A 19,410-nucleotide genomic window follows, 5' to 3' on the forward strand; every position below is an offset into this window, starting at 1 on the left:
ACCGCCATGGCCATCTATGTCAACGGGCAACTACTCCGCGAAGCGCTCCTGCGCAACGCCTACACCGACCGCGAGTTCTGCCGAATCACGGGCATGGGACAAAGCGTGCTACGAATGATGCTTTTCGAGAACGCCGTCAGCCCCGGCATCGCCATCTCCGACATCGTCAACTGCGCCCGCGCCGCGGGCGTCTCCCTCGACGACCTCCTCACCGAACCGCTGCCCGAACCCTCCACTGAACTCGAAGACGACGCAGTCCTGCTCGCCCGCACCCTCACAGCCATCCGGAAGCGGCAACCCACCCGCCGCCTCGCCGCGGCCCTCGGCTGGGACCTCACCCACACCCACGCCGTCATCCAAGACCTACGCGCTCGCCTCGAACCGCTCGGCCTGGACGTCACCATCGAACCCGACGTCGCCATTACGGCACGCGGCTCCGGGCTCGCAAAGATCACCACCGAACTGAACCGGCGTCGCGACAACGACGACAGCCTCCACCACGGCGCAGCCCGGACTCTCTACAAGATCATGACCGGCAACCTCGGCACCCGAGAACTACCGAACGACACTCAGGTACAGATTGGCGCACTCGCCAATCGTGGCGCCATCATCTTTGGAGAGTCAGGACCCGACCGGTTCACGCTCTCCCCCGACCTCAGATTCGCACTCCTCGACACGGCACCAAGCCCCACCCAGCGGCCTCCACGCCCAAGGTGACCCCACCCTTGGGTCACGATCAGCCGACAACGTTTCCTAACTGGCCGATCAATGAAACCTTGCGACCTCGACTGTCAGCCCACCGCCGACGGCCGATGCTGACGGCCACCGCGCTAGGCGCCCTGGCCGTTTCCAATCGCCCTCGCTCCTTGATCGGCTTCACTCCGCTCCCCCGAACGAGGGAGCACAACGCGCAGCAGCATGCAGAAAGACGCTGTGGGGTGTCAGTGCTTTAGCCGATGATTTGCGCATGAGGGGGACCGCACACGAGCGTTCGGCGCTGGCCCAGTTCCAGAACGGCGAAGAACGACTTGTCTACGCCCGTCACAAAGCCGCCCCCGGTGGGCCCCTGTACTACCTCCACGACGGGACGGCCGCGGAGATCCGCACATGGGCCAAGGAACACCTTGAATGCTTCATGCCGACCTGCGACGCAAGAGAACTGACAACCGTCGCTCGATCCACCCGGCGCGACGGCTTCTCCCACCGGCGTGGGGCGGGCGGCCACGCCAAGGAAGGCCTGTTTCACCAGCAGGCCAAGGCCCTGATCTCTCGCTGGGTGAAAGAGAAGTACGCCGGTGCCGTAGTGGCCCAGCCCGAGCAAGCGACCCGGTCAAAGGAACGCCGCGCCGACGTGATGCTTACGTGGCCCGACGGCCGACAGGTCGCCATCGAGGTCCAGTACGCCCCCCTGACGGTCGCGCAATGGAAAGCCCGCCACGAGTCCTACACCGAGCAAGGACTCACCTGCGTGTGGCTGCTCGGCCACATTCCGCCTCACCTGCGCGAGGCCCGCAACGTGCGCTGTACATCGCGAGGTTCAGCAGGCGCAGTGGCCTTCGGTGCCCTCCACCAGGCCATGCTGGCCGCCCAAGTGCCGCTGTTCTGGATCAACCCGATCGAGGAGCAGGTCGGCACCGTCTGGATCGACACCGACGCTCACGAGTGCGAAGAGACGTTCTGCGACTGGCCGAGCGACGACCGGATGTTCCAGATCCCACCGCAGGAGAGGGCCGAGTCCCTTCACTCGTTCGGCTTCTTCGGCATCGACGTCCTCGCCGAGTGCGAGATCACCCCGGACGGAATGCAGACACCGACGACGAGGCGACTGCGGGCCGAGCACGCTGAGTACCTGACCGCCCGCAAGGCCGACTTCGACGCGCAGGCCGGGATTCGCGAAGAACGGCAGCGACGCGAGGCGCAGGCCAGACATGAGGCCGACGCGCGGCAACGCGTCGCCGCAGCACGCATCGAGAGACTCCTCGAAGAGGACCGCAACGTCCGAGAGTTCCTCGCCAAATACGCCAACGCGCTCGACGGTCGCTGGAAACTCAGCGGCACCTACGCCCGCATCATCGCTGAGCACGGCTTCGTCCCAGCCGTCCTGAGCACCGAACTCCCGAACGACATCGGGGTCCGCGGCCACGCCACCCACTGGCACGCCCTGATCTACGAAGCGCATATCCTCGGGCGCCCCGACGGCCAGAAGTTCACCGTCGCCGACTGCTACCGCACGCTCAGTAGAAACGGCTTTACCCTCCACAGCGACGGCCTGCGCCGCTCAAGCGCCGTCATCGACTACCTCAAGCACCTCGCCGAATCTGACCTCCTGTACGTCAAAATGAGCCGCCCCCGTCCGGGGCAAATCGAGTACGCCCGCGTCTACGGGGACTGCAACACCGCCACCGAGAACAAGCGGCTCCGCGACGTCGCGAAGGCCGAACGTGAAGCGCAACAGGCCGAAAGAGAACAGCGATCCGCAGAACGCCAAGCCGAGATCAGACGGCGACGCGAAGCACTCGCGCTGAAGGAGCGACAGGCTGCCCGCGAGGTCAACCGTGGGACCACGGCCCTACCCACGCCGAGTCCCACCCCTAAAGTCTCGTCTTCAGCGCCTCATACCGAGACCGGGGCAGTCAAGTACACGAACTGCCTCACCTGTGGCATGTCACTCGCCGACGTGCTGATGAAGCGGGGGTACCACTTCGGCTGCGAGCCGCGGCGGTAGCCCCCGTACGACCCAACGCCTGAGGGCGGACCGCTCATGCGGTCCGCCCTCAGGCGTTCTTCTCAGATATCCGTTCTGTCACTGACACTCTCGTGAGAATCCACTGACATCTCGTGAGAATCCACTGACAATCCCGTGAGAATCCACTGACATCCGAGTGAGAACTGACATCAGCTGCAGCCGCTGGTGCTGCCGCAGCCTTCGCAGACGTAGCAGGAGCCGGCGGGGCGCATCTTGGTCCCGCAGGTCATGCACATCGGGGCGTCGGCGGCCTTGGAGTTGCCGAACGCCGCGAGCAGGTCGGCCGAGCTGTGGATCTCGGCGGAGACCTCGCGGGCCGAGGCCGCGCCGGAACCGGACGCCAGGGTCGAGGCCGACTCGGCGTCGCCGCTGGACTCGATGACCGTCGGGCCGGACGGCGCCGGCTCCTCGGCCTTCTTCGCCGAGGCGCCGATGCCCGCCGAGAGCGACTCGATCTCGCCCACGAGCTCCTCGTCGGACTCCGCGGCCTCCGGGGCGTACGAGCCGGTCTCGAGCTGGCGCGCCCGCTCCTCGGCCGTGTGGATGCCCATGTAGGACCGGGTGTCGAAGTCGAGGTGGTCGAGCGCCAGCCGCCGGAACACGTAGTCCATGAGGGACTGCGCCATCCGCACGTCGGGGTCGTCGGTCATCCCGGCCGGCTCGAAGCGCATGTTCGTGAACTTCTCGACGAACGTCTCGAGCGGCACGCCGTACTGCAGCGCGACCGAGGTGACGATCGAGAAGGCGTCCATGACACCGGCGAGCGTGGAGCCCTGCTTGCCGAACTTGAGGAACACCTCGCCCAGGCGGCCGTCGTCGTAGGTGCCGGCGGTGAGGTAGCCCTCGGCGCCACCCACGGCGAACGACGTGGTCTGGCTGGTGCGGCGCTTCGGCAGCCGCTCGCGGGTGGGCCGGTAGACGACCTTCTCCACGATCTGCGTTCCCTCAACCAGCGTCTGCGCGGCCTTGGCCGCGGCCGAGGCCTTGTCGGCCGCGGCGTCCTTGGCGGTCGAGCCGCCGTCGGAAAGGGGCTGGCCCACCTTGCAGTTGTCGCGGTAGACGGCCAGCGCCTTCAGGCCCGACTTCCAGCCCTGGATGTAGACCTCCTCGATCTCCTCGACCGTGGCGGTCTCGGGCAGGTTGACCGTCTTGCTGATCGCGCCCGACAGGAACGGCTGCGTGGCCGCCATCATCCGCACGTGGCCCATCGGGGAAATGGCGCGCGCACCCATCGCGGTGTCGAAGACCTCGTAGTGCTCGGTCTTCAGGCCGGGGGCGTCGATGACGTGACCCTTGTCGGCGATGTACTCGACGATGGCCTCGACGGTCTCCTCGGTGTAGCCGAGCTTGCGCAGGGCCCGCGGGATCGTGAGGTTGACGATCTGCATCGACCCGCCGCCGACGAGCTTCTTGAACTTGACCAGCGAGAAGTCGGGCTCGATGCCGGTGGTGTCGCAGTCCATCATGAAGCCGATGGTCCCGGTGGGGGCCAGCACCGACGCCTGGGCGTTGCGGAAGCCGTTCTTCTCACCGAGCTTGACGACGTCGTCCCAGGCCTTGGTGGCCATCCGGTGGACGTCCTTGTCGAGCGTGCTGACCGTGCGCACCGCGTCGTTGGCGGCGGCGTGCTTGCGCATGACCCGCTGGTGGGCCTCGGCGTTGCGGGCGTACCCGGCGTAGGGGCCGACGACCGCGGCCATCTCGGCGGAGCGCTTGTAGGCGGCACCGGTGAGCAGCGAGGTGATGCTGGCGGCCAGGGCCCGGCCACCGTCGGAGTCGTAGCCCAGACCACTGGCCATGAGCAGCGCGCCGAGGTTGGCGTAGCCGATCCCCAGCTGGCGGTAGTCGCGGGTGGTCTTGCCGATCGGCTCGGTCGGGAAGTCGGCGAAGCAGATCGAGATGTCCATCGCGGTGATGACGAGCTCGACGACCTTCTGGAAGGTGACGGCGTCGAAGGTGTCGTCGTCCTTGAGGAACTTCAGCAGGTTGAGGCTGGCCAGGTTGCACGAGCTGTTGTCGAGGCTCATGTACTCCGAGCACGGGTTGGACGCGGTGATCCGGCCCGACTCGGGGTTGGTGTGCCAGTCGTTGATGGTGTCGTCGTACTGGATGCCCGGGTCGGCGCACTCCCACGCGGCCTTGGCGATCTTGCCCATGAGCTCGCGGGCGTCGACGGTCTCGATGACCGAGCCGTCCTGGCGGGAGGTGAGCCCGAACTCGGTGCCCTCCTCGACCGCGCGCATGAAGGCGTCGGTGACCCGCACGGAGTTGTTGGCGTTCTGGTACTGGACGGAGGTGATGTCCTTGCCGCCGAGGTCCATGTCGAAGCCGGCGTCGCGCAGGGCGCGGATCTTGTCCTCCTCGCGCGCCTTGGTCTCGACGAACTCGACGATGTCGGGGTGGTCGACGTCGAGGACGACCATCTTGGCCGCGCGGCGGGTGGCGCCACCGGACTTGATGGTGCCCGCGGACGCGTCGGCGCCGCGCATGAAGGAGACCGGGCCGGAGGCGGTGCCACCGGAAGACAGCAGCTCCTTGGAGGAGCGGATGCGCGAGAGGTTCAGGCCGGCACCGGAGCCGCCCTTGAAGATGAAGCCCTCCTCCTTGTACCAGTTGAGGATGGAGTCCATCGAGTCGTCGACCGAGAGGATGAAGCAGGCGCTGACCTGCTGCGGGCTCGCGGTGCCGACGTTGAACCAGACCGGGCTGTTGAAGCTGAACACCTGGTGCAGCAGGGCGTAGGTCAGCTCGTGCTCGAAGATCTCGGCGTCCTCGGGGACGGCGAAGTAGCCGTGGTCCTTACCGGCCTTGACGTAGGTGAGGACCACGCGGTCGATGAGCTGCTTGAGCCCGGTCTCGCGCGCCTCGGTGCCCACGGCGCCGCGGAAGTACTTGGTGGTGACGATGGTGGAGGCGTTGACGCTCCAGAAGTCGGGGAACTCGACGCCGCGCTGCTCGAAGATCGTCTCGCCGGTCTTCCAGTTCTGCTGGACGACGTCGCGCTTCTCCCAGGTCACCTCGTCGTAGGGGTGGACGCCCGGGGTGGTGTAGATGCGCTCGATGCGCACCCCCTTGCCCTTGGCGGGCTTGCGGGCACCTGCACGTGCTCCGGCGATGTCGGTCATACGAGTTCCTCTCTTCTGCCCCCTCAGCCGGGAGCGGTGGTGACCTTGGTGTCTGTTCTACTGCTGGGGTCCGACAGGCCGCGTGGCCTGCGGTTCCTCCGCGGTGGCGTCGCGCTCGGCGCGCAGGAGGGTGATGGCCGACTCGAAGTCGTCGAGGGAGTCGAAGGCCTGGTAGACGCTCGCGAAGCGCAGGTACGCCACCTCGTCGAGCTCGCGCAACGGCTCGAGGACGGCGAGGCCGACCTCGTGGGCGTCGATCTCGGCGGAGCCGGCGCTGCGGATGGTCTCCTCGACCTTCTGGGCGAGGAGGGCGAGGTCGTCCTCGGTGACCGGGCGGCCCTGGCAGGCCTTGCGGACGCCGACGAGGACCTTGGCCCGGCTGAACGGCTCGGTGGCGCCGGAGCGCTTGACCACGCTCAGGCTGGCCGTCTCGACGGTGGTGAAGCGCCGACCGCACTCGGGGCACTGCCGGCGGCGGCGGATGGACGAGCCGTCGTCGGTGGTGCGCGAGTCCATCACGCGGGAGTCGGTGTGGCGGCAGAACGGGCAGTGCATGGCGCTGGGACTCCCTCCCCTGTGGATGGAACGGTGGACTGTGGTGTGAACAACCTGTGGACGACCGGTGTTTCCTGTTCACAACATGTGGACGAACTACAGCGGTGTAACCACTAGATGTTGTGCTCATCATGCCCCCGGTGTGACCGGCGACGCAAGCAGGCGGGGCCAAGAATCGTCCGAACGGCTGTTTGCGCAGGTCAGAGGGGGTGCAGGGGTGCGGCGTGTCGCTGCCGGCGGCGTGTCGGGGTACTACTGCTGGGGCTGATGTGACGGGAGAGGCACCACATCTAGGGGTCGAGCGCGCGGAAGGATGCCGGGCAGCCATCAGCCGTTCGGTCGTGTCGTCGCCCGTTCGGCCAGGCTCTCTCAGGAAGCCCTGCGGGGCGGCCGCGCTCCTTGTCACCGTGGAGGAGTACGCAGATCCACCGACGCTGATCAGGGAGAGCTCGGGTCATGAGGTACCACCTGGAAGGCCCCATGGGGCGCTATACCGAGTGCGCGACCGCCCGCCGCGGCAGCGCGGGCGACGACGCCGCCTCCCCCATCCTCGACGCCGTCGTCGTCGGGTTCGCCGCCCTGTCGTCCCTGCCCGCCCGCCTCGGCATCGACGGCCACGGCCCGCGCCGCTGCAAGCGGCACCACTGACCGCACCTCGACCCGCCGGACCCCGCCGGGTCGCTCAGGCCGGGGGATGCAGCACTCGCGCCAGCTCCTCCACCCCGTCGACCAGCCGCGGCCCGGGCCGGGCCCACTCCCCGTTCGCGTCGACCGCGTGCACCCGTACCGCCGCCGGCAGCAGCCCCGCGGCGACGAGGGCGTCCGCCTGCTCCTGCGCCCCGGCGCGGTCGTAGCCGCACGGCGCCACCACCACGACGTCGGGCCGCGCGGCCGCCACGTCGTCCCAGGTGACCCGGCCCGACCGCTCGCCGGCCGTCCCGAGCACGCACTCGCCGCCGGCCAGCGCGACCATCTCGGGGATCCAGTGCCCCGGCGCGTAGGGCGGGTCGGTCCACTCCAGCACGACCACCCGCGGACGCGGACGCCCCGCCACCGACCGCTCGACGGCCGCCAGCCGGTCGCGGCAGCGCGCCACGAGCGCCTGCGCCTCGGCTTCGCACCCCACGGCGGCGCCGATCCTCAGCACCGAGGCGAACACGCCCTCGAGGTCGTGCGGGTCGACGGTGAGCACCTCGGCGCGGCAGCTGAGATGGGCCAGCGCCTCGTCGACGGTCGCGGCGTCAAGGGCGCACACCGCGCACAGGTCCTGCGTGACCACCAGGTCGGCGTCCAGCCCGGCCAGGGCCCCGGCATCCAGCCGGTAGAGGTCCTCCCCCGCCGCGACGGCCGCGGCCACCGCGTCGTCGATCTCGCGCGGCGAGAGCCCCTCGGCCAGGGTCGTCGTCGAGACGATCCGGCGGCCTCGCGCCTGCGCCGGGTGGTCGCACTCGAAGGTCACGCCCACCACCTCGTCGCCCGCGCCCACCGCGAACAGGATCTCGGTGGCCGACGGGATGAGACTGACGACGCGCATCCCCCGACCCTAGGGGCCGGGTCTCAGAGCTGCGGGCCGCGGGCGCGCAGGTCGTCGACGTGCGTCATGGCCTCGCGCAGCTCTCCGAGCCAGGCCTCGGCGTGCTGGCCGACCAGCTTGACCGACCACGCCAGGGCGTCGCTGCGGGAGCGGGCCACGCCGGCGTCGACGAGGGTGTCGAGCACCGCGCGCTCGGGCTGGCGCAGGCGCGTCATCACCGGCACGGCGAGGTGGGTGAACAGGGCGGTGTGCTCGCCCACGCGGGCACCCCAGGACACCGTGCGGCCGTAGCGCGCCTGGGCCTCCTGGGCGACCGCCATCCGCTGCTCCCGGGTGTCGGCCCGGAAGCGCGAGATGCGGCCCTCGACCTCGCCGGGCGCCGTGTCGTGCGGCACCCCCGAGAGGGTGCCGACGACCACGATCTCCTCGCGGTCGACGGTGACGTCGAGCGCGTCGAACCAGCCGTCAGGCAGGCGGCCGGCGAACCAGTCCGGGGCGTCGTCGGCCGGCGGCAGGTCGCCCTGCTGCCAGCCGCCGCGACGGCCCCGGCCGGGGCGGCCGGCGCCGTGCTCGCGGGTGTCGTCGTCGGGTCGGTGTCCTGGGCGCATGTCGTTCTCCTTTGCAGTGATTACTTCATTACACCACTGCAGAACGACGCCGTCGAGACTTCTGTTCCCGGGCATGACGCTGCGCGAGCCCGCCACCCCCAGCCAGGGTGGGCCCGCGCCCCTGCGATGCGTCGCCCCCGTCCGGCGAGTGTGGACGGGGACGAGGCGTGCGACCCGGGGACCCTCTGTTGCCCCCGGGCCGCACGCCTACTCCCCCGGACTCAGGCTCTGGTGCACGAGCGCTGCCGTAAACGCGTGGTGCCAGCCTCCGGAGGATGCGATACCCCGGGCTCCGCACCCACACGTCCACAGCCACCGGCCCGAGCCGCCACAGTGGACGACCGGGTGGTGCGTGGCGCGGTAGGTGCTCCGCCGGCGGGGCTGCATGTAGGGAGTTTCGTGGCGCGCCCGCGCGGTGGACAGCGCTGAGCACGCCCTCTCGGTCGTCCAGCGCCGGACTCCGACAGGACGGGCCATCCCCCCTCGGCCGTTCGGTCGATGGGGGCAGGGTGTGGCAGCAAAGGGACAGGTCGGCGGAGGCCGCCACGGACAGCACGAAGGGCGTCACCCCTCCTGCACGGAGGTGACGCCCTTCGGCGTCCTGAGTCGGGTCGAGGGACTCGGACGAGGGGGGCCGACGGGGCTGCCAGCCCGACGCCGGCGGGTCAGCCGCGGGGGATGACGAGCCGCTGGCCGGCGCTGACCTGGGCCGTGCTCAGCCTGTTGGCCAGCTGGATGGCGAGGACGCCCTGGCTGACGGACAGGCCCGGGAGCTCGGCCGCGGCGACCTCGGACAGGGTCTGCCCGGCGCCGACGGTGACCGCGTGCTCAGCGGTGACGGCGCCGGCATCGCCGACGCCCCCGAAACCCAGGACGGCGGCCACCACGAGCGCGGCCAGCACGAGCAGGGCGAGACGGCCGCGGGCCGTGAGGCGCAAGCCCTCGGACACGCCGCCCTCGGACACGCCGCCCTCGGACACGCCGGCAGCAGGACCGGCGCCGCCCCGCACGACGACGAGCCGGGGCCCCTGCGGCAGCGGGTGGACGAAGCCCTCGGTGGGCTCCCAGGCGATCGCACTCATCATGTCCTCCATCCCAGCGGCCAGTGCCACCGTCGAACCGTTGTTCGATAGAACGTCTGTACGAGTTGTAGCACGGATGTTCGACCGGTTCAAGACACGCGTCGTAAGAATGTTTGAATCCCCTGTACGAACCGCGTAGGCTGTTCTCATGCGCACCAGCCTGCACATGAGCACCGACAAGCCGGCTGACCTGCGATAACACCCCGATCCGGGCGCTCCTGGGGCCCCGGACGCAGCGAAAGGGTCGAGATGGCACGTCCGAGGAACGCCGACATCCACGAGATGCCCGACCGGGGCGACGGCGGGGAGCTCACGCACCGCCAGCGCAAGGTCCTCGAGGTGATCCGCAACGCCATCGACCGTCGCGGCTACCCGCCGAGCATGCGCGAGATCGGCGAGGCCGTCGGGCTCACCTCCCCCAGCTCGGTCGCGCACCAGCTGTCCGCGCTCGAGCGCAAGGGCTACCTGCGCCGCGACCCCAACCGGCCGCGTGCCATCGAGGTCCTCTCCCCCGACACCGCCGACGAGGGCGGCTACCGGCGCAGCGCCGAGGTCGAGCACGACGACGTCGACGTCACCGGCATCCACGACGACCGCCCCGAGGCCACCTACGTGCCGGTGCTCGGCCGCATCGCCGCCGGTGTGCCGATCACGGCCGAGGAGGTCGTCGACGACGTCTTCCCGCTGCCCCGGCAGATCGTGGGCGAGGGCTCGCTGTTCCTGCTGAAGGTGGTCGGCGACTCGATGATCGACGCCGCCATCTGCGACGGCGACTGGGTGGTCGTGCGCCAGCAGCCCAACGCCGACAACGGCGACATCGTGGCGGCCATGCTCGACAACGAGGCCACCGTCAAGACGTTCAAGCGCAAGGACGGCAAGGTGTGGCTGATGCCGCACAACCAGGCCTTCGACCCCATCGACGGCGACCACGCGACCATCCTCGGCAAGGTCACCGCGGTGCTGCGGCGCGTCTGAGCCGCTGCCTGGCCGGTGAGCCCGTGGCGCACCGGCCAGGCTGCGGTGCAGCGGTCACCTGGGACCGGTGCGGATCGGGGTGACCGGAGTGGAGCAGGATGACCGGGGCCGGGCCGGCTCGGGTCAGGCCTCGACCTCGGCGATGTGCACGACCGCGTCGCCCGAGGTCACCAGCGGAGCCTCGGTGCGCCCGATGACGACGCCGGCCCGGTTGGCGTGCACCAGCCGCACGCGCTTGCCGAAGGAGTCGAACAGGCCGCCGAGGCGCTGACCCTCCTCGACGCGCTGGCCGAGGCCGGCCTCGAGGTGGAGCATCCCGGTGCCGCGGGCCCGCACCCAGCCGCTGCGCCACGAGACCTCGGAGGCGGCCGGCGGGTCCTCGGCCACGGGCTCGGTCATCCCGAGCGCGGCCAGCACCCGGCGCACCCCCAGCACCCCGGCCTCGACGGCCCAGGCATCCATCCGCCAGGCCTCCCCCGCCTCGTAGAGCAGCACCGTGGCCCCGTGCTCGCGGGCGGCGTGGCGCAGCGAGCCGTCGCGCACCTTGGCGTGCAGCATCACCGGCGCGGCGAAGGCGGCGGCCAGCTCGCGGGTCCGCGCGTCCTCGAGGTCGGCGCGGATCTGCGGGAGGTTGGTGCGCCGGTCGGAGCCGGTGTGCAGGTCGATGCCCACCTCGCACTGGTCGACGACCTGGGTCATGAACAGGTGCGCGATGCGGCCCGCCAGCGAGCCGCGGGGCGCCCCGGGGAACGAGCGGTTCAGGTCGCGCCGGTCGGGCAGGTAGCGGCTGCCGTTCATGAACCCCAGCACGTTCACGATCGGCACGGCGATCAGGGTGCCGCGCAACGTCTTCGGGTCGAGGGCGGCCAGCACCTGGCGGACCACCTCGACGCCCACGGCCTCGTCGCCGTGGATGGCGGCGTCGACCCACACCGTGGGGCCCTCCTCACGGCCGTGGACGACGCGGATGGGCAGGTCGACGTCGGCGCCGGTGACCAGGCGGGTGATGGGCAGCGCCAGCGACTGGGCGCGCCCGGCCCGCACCCGCACGCTGCCGATCTCGAACGAGGGCCGCAGCGCCCGGGCCATCAGCCGGCCCCCCGGTTGCGCCGGCGCAGGCGCAGCGGCGGGCGGCCCCCGAGGTAGGAACGGCCGGGGTCGACGGCGTACCCCTGGCGCAGCGCCTCGCGGCCGACGAGCATCCGGAAGCCCATCTCGTCGCGGTTGGCGAGCGTCATCTCGGCGCTGACGGTGCGGCCCATCAGGGTCAGGTCCAGGGCGACGACGAGGCGCTGCTCGGTGTGGCCGGAGGACGAGCGCACGTCGCGGACGTCGAGGACCGGGCGCTCGACCACCACGGCGTCGTCGTCGGAGCGCTGCCACGGGCGGATGGTGAAGCGCACCCAGCGCTCGCCGTCGCGCTCGAGCTCCTCGAGGTCGAAGGCGTGCACGGAGGACGAGCGGGCGCCGGTGTCGAGCTTGGCCTTGACCCACGGGACCCCCGCGGACGGGAGGCTGACCCACTCGCGCCACCCGGCGAGGGTGTAGGCAAGACTGTCGGTCGAGGCTGCAGCGCCCGGGCCCGCACGACCGTCCGACACCGTCCGTCCTCTCCGTTCAGGAAGCCATGAAGCTCGCGATCCTCTCCCGCGCACCTCGCTCGTACAGTACGCAGCGCCTGCGCACCGCCGCCGCCGACCGGGGCCACACCGTCAAGGTGCTGAACACCCTACGGTTCGGCATCGACCTCTCCGGGGACGAGCCCGACCTGCAGTTCCGGGGCAAGCGCCTCTCGACGTACGACGCGATCCTGCCGCGGATCGGCAACTCCGTCACGTACTTCGGCACCGCGGTGGTGCGCCAGTTCGAGCAGATGGACGTCTACACGCCGAGCACCTCGTGGGGCATCGCGAACTCGCGGGACAAGCTGCGCGCCACCCAGATCCTGTCGCGCCACCACATCGGGATGCCGCCGACGACGTTCGTGCGCGACCGGGCCGACGTCATCGCGGCCATCGAGCGGGTCGGCGGCGCGCCGGTGGTCATCAAGCTGCTCGAGGGCACCCAGGGCATCGGGGTGATCCTGGCGCCGACGATCAAGGTGGCCGAGGCGATCATCGAGACGCTGCACTCGACCCGGCAGAACGTGCTCATCCAGCACTTCGTCAGCGAGAGCAAGGGGCGCGACATCCGGGCGCTGGTCGTCGGCGACCGCGTGGTGGCGGCGATGCGCCGCGTGGCCAAGGGCGACGAGTTCCGCTCGAACGTGCACCGGGGCGGGTCGGTCGAACCGGTCGAGCTCGACCCCGAGTTCGAGAAGGCGGCGGTGCGCTCGGCCCAGATCATGGGCCTGCGGGTGGCCGGCGTCGACATGCTCGAGGGCGCCGAGGGCCCGCTCGTGATGGAGGTCAACTCCTCCCCCGGCCTGGAGGGCATCGAGACCGCGACCAAGCTCGACGTGGCCGGCGCGATCATCGACTACATCGACAACCAGGTGGCCTTCCCCGAGATCGACGTGCGCCAGCGGCTGACGGTCTCGACGGGCTACGGCGTGGCCGAGATCGCGGTGCTCGAGGCGTCGGACCTGGTGGGCAAGACACTGGCGGCGTCGGGGCTGCGCGAGCGTGACATCACCGCGCTGACGCTGCACCGCGGGACGTCGGTGGTCCCGAACCCGAACGGGAACCATGTGCTGCAGGCGGGCGACCGGCTGCTGTGCTTCGGGCGGCTCGAGGAGATGCGCTCGATGATCCCGAGCCGGCGGCGGCGGACCCGCAAGGTCAAGAAGCTGCCCAAGGAGCCGATCCACGAGCCCCGCCCCGAGTGAGCCCTCAGGGCCCGGCGTCGGGCGCGGCCGGGCGGCGGCGCTGCCAGAGCGCGGTGTCGACCCAGCGGTCGAACTTGCGGCCCACCTCCCGCAGCGTGCCCACCGGCTCGAAGCCGAAGGACCGGTGCAGGGCCTCGCTGGCCGGGTTGGGCTGGGCGATGACGGCCAGGCAGGTGTGGATGCCGTCGGCGTCGACCCGGGCGAACAGCTCGGTGTACAGGCGGCGCCCGAGCCCCCGGCCGCGGGCCACGTCGGCGAGGTAGACCGAGACCTCGCGCGTCGCGTCGTAGGCGGCCCGTGGGCGGTAGACGCCGCTGAACGCGTACCCCAGCACCTCGGCCGACGGCTGCCGGACGGCGACCAGCACGTGGTCGCCGGGCGCCTCGGACCGTAGCCGGTCGGCGTAGTGGTCGTCGGGGCGGGGTTCGACGTCGAAGGTGGCGAGCGAGTGCAGCACGGCGTCGTTGTAGATGGCGGCCATCCCGGGTAGGTCGGCCGGGGTGGCGGCCCGGACGACGACGTCGTCGTCACCGGCCGCAGAACCGGCCGTCACGCGGCCCGGCCCCGGGCCGCGAGGACCTGCTCGAGCGTGGGCGCGAGGTCGGCGTCGACGCGCAGCGACATGTGCTCGTCGCCGCGCGTGGGGCCGCGGGTCACGCCGACCACCGGGATGCCGCGGCGGGCGGCGTGCCGGACGAACCGCAGGCCCGACATCACCGCCAGCGAGGAGCCGAGCACCAGCAGGGCCGGCGCGGCGTCGGTGAGCGCGAAGACGTGGTCGACGCGCTCGCGCGGGACGGAGCCGCCGAAGAACACGACATCGGGCTTGAGGGTGTCGGCCCCGCAGACCAGGCACCCGGCGAGGTGGAAGCCGGCGACGGCCTCGTCGGGCAGGACCACGTCGCCGTCGGGGCGGATCTGGCTGCTGACCCGGGAGCCGTCGGCCACCTCGCCCCGCACCAGTGCCTCGAACCCCGGGTTGGCCTCGGCCATCCGGCGCTGCAGGGCCTCGCGCGGGCTGCGGTCGCCGCAGGTGAGGCACACGACCTCGGCCAGGGTGCCGTGCAGCTCGGTGACGTCGCGGCTGCCGGCGACCTGGTGCAGGCCGTCGACGTTCTGGGTGACGACCGGGCCGAGCACGCCCGCGCGCTGCAGGGCCGCCACCGCGCGGTGCCCCGCGTTGGGCTCGGCCCGCGAGAAGCGCTGCCACCCCACGAATGAGCGCGCCCAGTACCGGCGCCGGTTCTCGGTGCTGGCGCAGAACTCGCCGTGCTGCATCGGGGTGACGCGCCGCGTGCCGTCACGCCCGCGGTAGTCGGGGATGCCGCTGTCGGTGGACATGCCCGCACCGGTGAGCACGATCGTGCCGGGATGGTCGTGCAGCAGGCCGGCCAGCCGGGCGACGGCCTCGGGGCTGCGCGCCTCGGCCGGCGGCTGGGTGAGCGCCCACGCCGGGGTGGCGGTGTCGTCGGTCCGCAGGACCGGCGCCGGGGCGGCCAGCGGCCCGGGGTGGGGCGGGCGCGACGACGGGGAGGTCGGGGCGGCATCCGGCATGGCTCCAGTATCGCCCGACCCGCCGACAGGGCACGATCGATAACACGGGGTTATACGCTGTGGGGCATGATCGACGCCGCAGGACTGCGCGTCATGCGCGCCATCGCCGACGAGGGCAGCTTCACGGCGGCCGCCGGCGCGCTCGGGTACACCCAGCCCGCCATCTCGCAGATGGTGCGCCGCCTCGAGCAGCGCACCGGCACCGCCCTGGTCGAGCGGGTCGGGCGCAACGTCCGGCTCACCGAGGCCGGGCGTGTCCTGGCCCGCCACGCCGGCCCCGTGCTGGCCGCGCTCGACGCCGCCGAGGAGGAGGTGGCCGCCATCGCCGGGCTGCGCAGCGGGCGGGTGCGCATCATGGCCTTCCCGTCGGCATCGGCCACTTTGGTGCCGCGGGCGCTGGCGCTGGTCAAGGCCCGCTTCCCCGACGTGAGCATCAGCTTCACCGAGGCCGAGCCGCCGCAGAGCATCGCGGCGCTGCGGGCCGGCGAGTGCGACCTGGCCATCGCGTTCGCCTACGAGGGCACCGACCTGGCCCGCGGCGAGGAGGACCTCGACGCCTTCGTCATCACCCCCCTGCTCGACGACGAGGTGCGCCTGGCGGTGCCGCGCACCCACCGGGTCGCCGACCAGGAGACGGTGCACCTGGCCGACCTCCGGGACGAGCCGTGGATCGCCGGCTGCCCGCGTTGCCGCGGCCACCTGCTGCAGCTGGCCGACGCCGCGGGCTTCCGGCCCGACGTCGCGTACGAGACCGAGGACTACGTGGCGGTGATGGGGCTGGTCGCCGAGGGTCTCGGGGTGGCACTCATCCCCGATCTGATCCTGCGCACCGTGCACCACCCGGACGTGGTGGCCCTGCGGATGGAGCCGGCCTCGCGCCGCACCATCACCGCCATGACCACGCCGGACCTGCGGCGCGTGCCGGCCGTCGGGGCAGCCCTGGACGCGCTCATCGAAAGTGCCGGCTCGCAGCCGCGTACCCCCACGACCCGGATGGCCGAGCCCGCCTGGTCGATCTGAGCCGACCGTTCACCGGGCGGTGACGACCCGAGTGGCTCCTCCGCCCTCGACCACGGCGACGTCGCCGCGCTGGTCGGTGCGGTAGACCGCGTACCCCAGGCGCCGCAGCAGCGCCACGTGCGCCGGCGCCGGATGCCCGTAGTCGTTGTCGGCGCCCACGCTGATCACCCCGACCGGCGCCCGTACCGCGGCCATCAGCTCGTCGTCGAGGTTCGAGGACCCGTGGTGCGGGGTCTTCACCAGCTCGAAGCCGCGCGCGGCCGCCGCCATCGCGGGGTCGCGGCGCAGCCGCAGCAGCAGGTCGTGGGCGGCCTCGCGCTCGACGTCACCGAGGAGGAGGGCGTCGACGTCGCCCGTGCGCACCGCGAGGACGACGCTGGCGTTGTTGGGGACCGACCCGTCGCCGATGCGCCGCCACGGGCTCCACACCACGGCGTGCAGCTCGCCGAGGGTGAGCGCGTCCCCGGCCCGCAGGGTACTCACGGGGACGTGGTGCTCGCGGGCGACCCGGTCGACGGCTGCCGCACCGGCCTCGGGCTCGCGCACCGGCGTGGTGAGCAGCTGCCGCACGGTGCGGCCCTGGAACGCCCCGGCCAGCCCGTCGACGTGGTCGGCGTGGAAGTGCGTGAGCACCACGGCGTCGAGGGTGCGGATGGCCAGCCGGTCGAGACAGCCGTCGACCAGGGGTGGGTCGGGGCCGGCGTCGACCAGCACGGCGTGGCCCGCGCCGGAACGCAGCACGATGGCGTCGCCCTGCCCGACGTCGCACACCACGACCCGCCACCCGTCCGGCGGCCACGTGACGACGCGGGTGGGCAGCAGCAGGGCCGCGGCGAGCGCGAGGGCGGCGTAGGAGACGGCCGGATGCGCGCGCACAGCCCCCGCCAGCGCCCGGCCGGACAGCACCAGGGCGAGGAACAGCAGCGCCAGCAGGGCCGCCCCCGGTGCCCCGTCGGGCCAGGGCATCGTGCCCCCGGGCACCTCGGCGACGACGCGCGCGACCCGCGCGATCGCCGTGGTGGGGACGACTCCGGCCCAGGCGACCAGCTCGGCGCCGCGCCCCCAGACGAGGGAGACCACCGCCGCGGCGACCCCGCAGACGGTGGCCGGCGCGACGAACGGCGCCGCGAGCAGGTTCGCGACCACCCCGATGACACTGACCGACCCCTGGAGCAGCACCACGACGGGCGCGGTCATCACCTGGGCCGCGACCGGGACGGCGAGCGCCGGTCCGAGGGGGGCCAGCCGGGACGGAAGGCGGCGCCCGACGGCATCCCCCCACGGCCGGGTGAAGAGGAGCAGGCCGAGGGTGGCGAGCGTCGAGAGCGCGAAGCCGTACGAGCGGGCCAGCCACGGGTCGATGACCAGGACGGCCACCACCGCCCCACCGAGCACCGGCAGCCCCGCCGCGCGTCGCGACCGGCTCAGGCCGATGAGCCCGATGGCCCCCATGGCGGCGGCCCGCACCACGCTGGGCTCGGGCCGGGCCAGCACGACGAACCCCGCGAGCGCGAGCCCCGCGAGCACCGGTCGCAGCCGCCGCGGGACGCCCAGCACGACGCACAGCCCCAGCACCAGCCCGACCACGACGGCGACGTTGGAGCCCGAGACGGCGGTCAGGTGCGTCATGCCGGTGGCGAGCATGGCGTCGGTGAGGTCCTGCGGGGTGCGGCTGGTGTCGCCGATGACGAGCCCCGGCAGCAGGCCGCGGGCGTCGGCCGGCGCGTCGTCGAGCGCGGTGCGCAGGCCGGAGCGCAGGTGCTCGGCTCCGTTCGCGACCGCGCCCGGCGCCTCGACCACCCGGGGCGTCCCGGTCACCGTGAGCACGGCCACCCGGTCGTCGGCCCGGTCGGTGGCGGCCAGCCGCCCGCGGACGACGGCCGTCGAACGCCAGGGCGGTGCGGCCACCGCAGGGCCGCCGACGAGCAGGACCGGCGCCGAGGCGGCCTCGGTGCGACCGCGGGCGCTGAGCACCTGGATGGTCGCGGTGCGCACGACCCGGGGCTCGTCACCGCGCGCGGGGATGGCGACGGGGTCGCCGGTGAGGACGACCTCGGCGACGACGCTGGCCCGCGCGGCGGCGAGCGGGACGACGTCGCCGCGCTCGCGCAGCGCGGTCTGGGCCAGGGCGGCGGCCTGCAGCAGCACGACGAGGACCAGGGTCAGCACCACCGGCCAGCGGGCCACCTCGAGGCGAGCCGGCCGGCCGGACCGCCCCCGCGCCCGTCGTCGTGAGGCGCCGGGCCACCCCAGCCCAGCGGCCCCCACCAGCGCCGCCCCGAGGACGCACCAGCGCATTCCCGGACCGGCCCCGAGGGTGGCAGCCGCGACCACCCACGCGCCCACGGCCGGCGCGAGGAGCCGCAGGTCGGACGGGTCGGCCGGCAGCGACGGCGCGGGCGACCGGCGCCGCTCCGCCGTCACGTGGTGACCAGAGGCCGCACCTGGGCCAGCAGCTTCTCGCCGATGCCGCTGACCTCGGCGAGCTCGTCGACACTGGTGAACCGGCCGTGCTCGGTGCGCCAGTCGACGATGCGCTGGGCGATGACCGGCCCGATGCCGGGCAGGGAGTCGAGGGCCGCGGCGTCGGCGGCGTTGAGCGACACGACCGCCCCTGCTCCCCCGGACCCGCCGCCTCCGCCCGCTCCCCCGCCCGCTCCACCCGTCACCGGACCGGCGGCCACGACCTCGCCCGGCCTCGGCACCCGGACCTGCTCGCCGTCGACCAGGACCCGGGCCAGGTTGAGCGCCCCCAGGTCTGCGGCGCGGGTGGCACCCCCGGCGGCCTCGACGGCATCGGCCACCCGCGAGCCCGGCGGCAGCCGGTACAGGCCGCCACGGACCACCTGACCCACGACGTGGACGACGACCACCGCCGCCCCGGACCCGCTGGGTGACGCGGACGGCGCAACGGACGGGCTCGGCGAGGCCGAGGCCGGCACCCCGACCGGGACGGCGCCGCGCTCGACCCCCGCGGCGCCGCTCCCCCCCACCGCCGGCGCGACGACGTCGCCGTCGTCGGAGCGGGCCCACGCCACGCGCAGCCCGAGCACCAGGACCGCCGCGAGCGTGACGAGCAGGACGCCCAGCACCGCCGCGCGGCCCGGCTGCCAGCGAGCACCGACCAGCGCCGCCGGGGCGCGCACCCAGGCCCGCGCACCACTCCCCCGGTGGCGCCCGGGGTCGTCGTCGAAAGCGTCGCCGTCGTCGCGAGCCCCGCCGTCGACGTCCCCGCGCGCCTCGCCCAGCCCGAGCACCTCGCGCGACGGCACCCAGCCACCCGCCCGGCGCCCGCCCGAGCGTAGGCGGGCGAGCGCGCGGGGGGACACCGGCTGGGGGGCGGGTCGACGACGCATGCCGCGACGCTAGGCAGCCCCGGGCCCG

17 protein-coding genes are annotated in these 19,410 nt (G+C 72.5%); 6 read left to right on the top strand and 11 right to left on the bottom strand.

What is annotated here, in order from left to right; translation table 11 throughout:
- Positions 1 to 6 precede the first annotated feature (6 nt).
- Positions 7 to 717 (top strand): hypothetical protein, encoded by a 711-nt coding sequence (locus ATL31_RS02775; RefSeq protein ID WP_101394433.1) that lies wholly within the window; start codon positions 7 to 9, stop codon positions 715 to 717.
- A gap of 250 nt (positions 718 to 967) precedes the next feature.
- Positions 968 to 2,725: a competence protein CoiA family protein gene (locus ATL31_RS02780; RefSeq protein WP_101394434.1), complete on the top strand. Its 1,758-nt coding sequence runs from the start codon at positions 968 to 970 to the stop codon at positions 2,723 to 2,725.
- Positions 2,726 to 2,895: 170 nt separating this feature from the next.
- On the opposite strand, the gene ATL31_RS02785 is transcribed toward ATL31_RS02780, so the two are convergent.
- Positions 2,896 to 5,871, bottom strand: coding sequence for a vitamin B12-dependent ribonucleotide reductase (locus tag ATL31_RS02785; protein WP_101394435.1), 2,976 nt, complete (start codon positions 5,869 to 5,871; stop codon positions 2,896 to 2,898).
- A 57-nt stretch (positions 5,872 to 5,928) separates the two neighbouring features.
- Positions 5,929 to 6,426: a transcriptional regulator NrdR gene (gene nrdR, locus ATL31_RS02790; protein WP_101394436.1), complete on the bottom strand. Its 498-nt coding sequence runs from the start codon at positions 6,424 to 6,426 to the stop codon at positions 5,929 to 5,931.
- Positions 6,427 to 6,906: 480 nt separating this feature from the next.
- Between nrdR and ATL31_RS16385 the strand changes: the two genes are divergently transcribed.
- Positions 6,907 to 7,074: a hypothetical protein gene (locus ATL31_RS16385; RefSeq protein ID WP_158239773.1), complete on the top strand. Its 168-nt coding sequence runs from the start codon at positions 6,907 to 6,909 to the stop codon at positions 7,072 to 7,074.
- Between the two features lie 34 nt (positions 7,075 to 7,108).
- Here the strand turns inward: ATL31_RS16385 and ATL31_RS02795 are convergent, their stop codons facing one another.
- The 3 genes from ATL31_RS02795 to ATL31_RS02805 form a co-directional block, all read right to left on the bottom strand.
- Positions 7,109 to 7,960, bottom strand: a complete 852-nt coding sequence (locus ATL31_RS02795) for a cobalamin-binding protein (protein WP_101394437.1) — start codon at positions 7,958 to 7,960, stop codon at positions 7,109 to 7,111.
- A gap of 23 nt (positions 7,961 to 7,983) precedes the next feature.
- Positions 7,984 to 8,568, bottom strand: a complete 585-nt coding sequence (locus ATL31_RS02800) for a hypothetical protein (protein WP_170062484.1) — start codon at positions 8,566 to 8,568, stop codon at positions 7,984 to 7,986.
- Between the two features lie 665 nt (positions 8,569 to 9,233).
- Entirely contained in the window at positions 9,234 to 9,680 is a 447-nt protein-coding gene (locus ATL31_RS02805; protein ID WP_143598297.1) for a LysM peptidoglycan-binding domain-containing protein, read from the bottom strand.
- 219 nt (positions 9,681 to 9,899) lie between these two features.
- On the opposite strand from ATL31_RS02805, the gene lexA reads away from it, so the two are divergent.
- Positions 9,900 to 10,625: a transcriptional repressor LexA gene (gene lexA, locus ATL31_RS02810; RefSeq protein ID WP_101394439.1), complete on the top strand. Its 726-nt coding sequence runs from the start codon at positions 9,900 to 9,902 to the stop codon at positions 10,623 to 10,625.
- 123 nt (positions 10,626 to 10,748) lie between these two features.
- On the opposite strand, the gene ATL31_RS02815 is transcribed toward lexA, so the two are convergent.
- Both ATL31_RS02815 and ATL31_RS02820 read right to left on the bottom strand, forming a co-directional pair.
- Positions 10,749 to 11,714, bottom strand: a complete 966-nt coding sequence (locus ATL31_RS02815; RefSeq protein WP_101394440.1) for a succinylglutamate desuccinylase/aspartoacylase family protein — start codon at positions 11,712 to 11,714, stop codon at positions 10,749 to 10,751.
- Entirely contained in the window at positions 11,714 to 12,226 is a 513-nt protein-coding gene (locus ATL31_RS02820; protein WP_101394441.1) for an ATP-dependent zinc protease family protein, read from the bottom strand. Before ATL31_RS02820 ends, ATL31_RS02815 begins: the two co-directional genes overlap by 1 nt.
- A 26-nt stretch (positions 12,227 to 12,252) precedes the next feature.
- Here ATL31_RS02820 and ATL31_RS02825 point away from each other — a divergent pair, with 26 nt between their 5' ends.
- Entirely contained in the window at positions 12,253 to 13,452 is a 1,200-nt protein-coding gene (locus ATL31_RS02825) for a RimK family alpha-L-glutamate ligase (RefSeq protein ID WP_101394442.1), read from the top strand.
- A 4-nt stretch (positions 13,453 to 13,456) separates the two neighbouring features.
- Here ATL31_RS02825 and ATL31_RS02830 read toward each other — a convergent pair whose 3' ends face one another.
- Positions 13,457 to 14,005 carry a GNAT family N-acetyltransferase gene (locus tag ATL31_RS02830; protein ID WP_101394443.1) on the bottom strand — a complete coding sequence of 183 codons (549 nt, stop codon included), beginning with the start codon at positions 14,003 to 14,005 and terminating at the stop codon, positions 13,457 to 13,459.
- Entirely contained in the window at positions 14,002 to 15,006 is a 1,005-nt protein-coding gene (locus ATL31_RS02835) for an NAD-dependent protein deacetylase (RefSeq protein WP_101394444.1), read from the bottom strand. The genes ATL31_RS02830 and ATL31_RS02835 overlap by 4 nt, the downstream gene beginning before the upstream one ends.
- Before the next feature lie 66 nt (positions 15,007 to 15,072).
- Between ATL31_RS02835 and ATL31_RS02840 the strand changes: the two genes are divergently transcribed.
- Positions 15,073 to 16,026: a LysR family transcriptional regulator gene (locus tag ATL31_RS02840; protein WP_101394445.1), complete on the top strand. Its 954-nt coding sequence runs from the start codon at positions 15,073 to 15,075 to the stop codon at positions 16,024 to 16,026.
- A 9-nt stretch (positions 16,027 to 16,035) separates the two neighbouring features.
- On the opposite strand, the gene ATL31_RS02845 is transcribed toward ATL31_RS02840, so the two are convergent.
- Together ATL31_RS02845 and ATL31_RS16285 are read right to left on the bottom strand one after the other, a co-directional pair.
- Positions 16,036 to 18,450: a ComEC/Rec2 family competence protein gene (locus tag ATL31_RS02845; RefSeq protein WP_245861851.1), complete on the bottom strand. Its 2,415-nt coding sequence runs from the start codon at positions 18,448 to 18,450 to the stop codon at positions 16,036 to 16,038.
- A complete protein-coding gene (locus ATL31_RS16285; RefSeq protein WP_143598299.1) occupies positions 18,447 to 19,382 on the bottom strand; it encodes a helix-hairpin-helix domain-containing protein in 936 nt (311 codons plus the stop codon). Before ATL31_RS16285 ends, ATL31_RS02845 begins: the two co-directional genes overlap by 4 nt.
- Between the last annotated feature and the right edge of the window lie 28 nt (positions 19,383 to 19,410).

Origin of the sequence: Phycicoccus duodecadis, from assembly GCF_002846495.1 — a bacterium.
In the GTDB taxonomy this organism is placed as follows: domain Bacteria; phylum Actinomycetota; class Actinomycetes; order Actinomycetales; family Dermatophilaceae; genus Phycicoccus; species Phycicoccus duodecadis.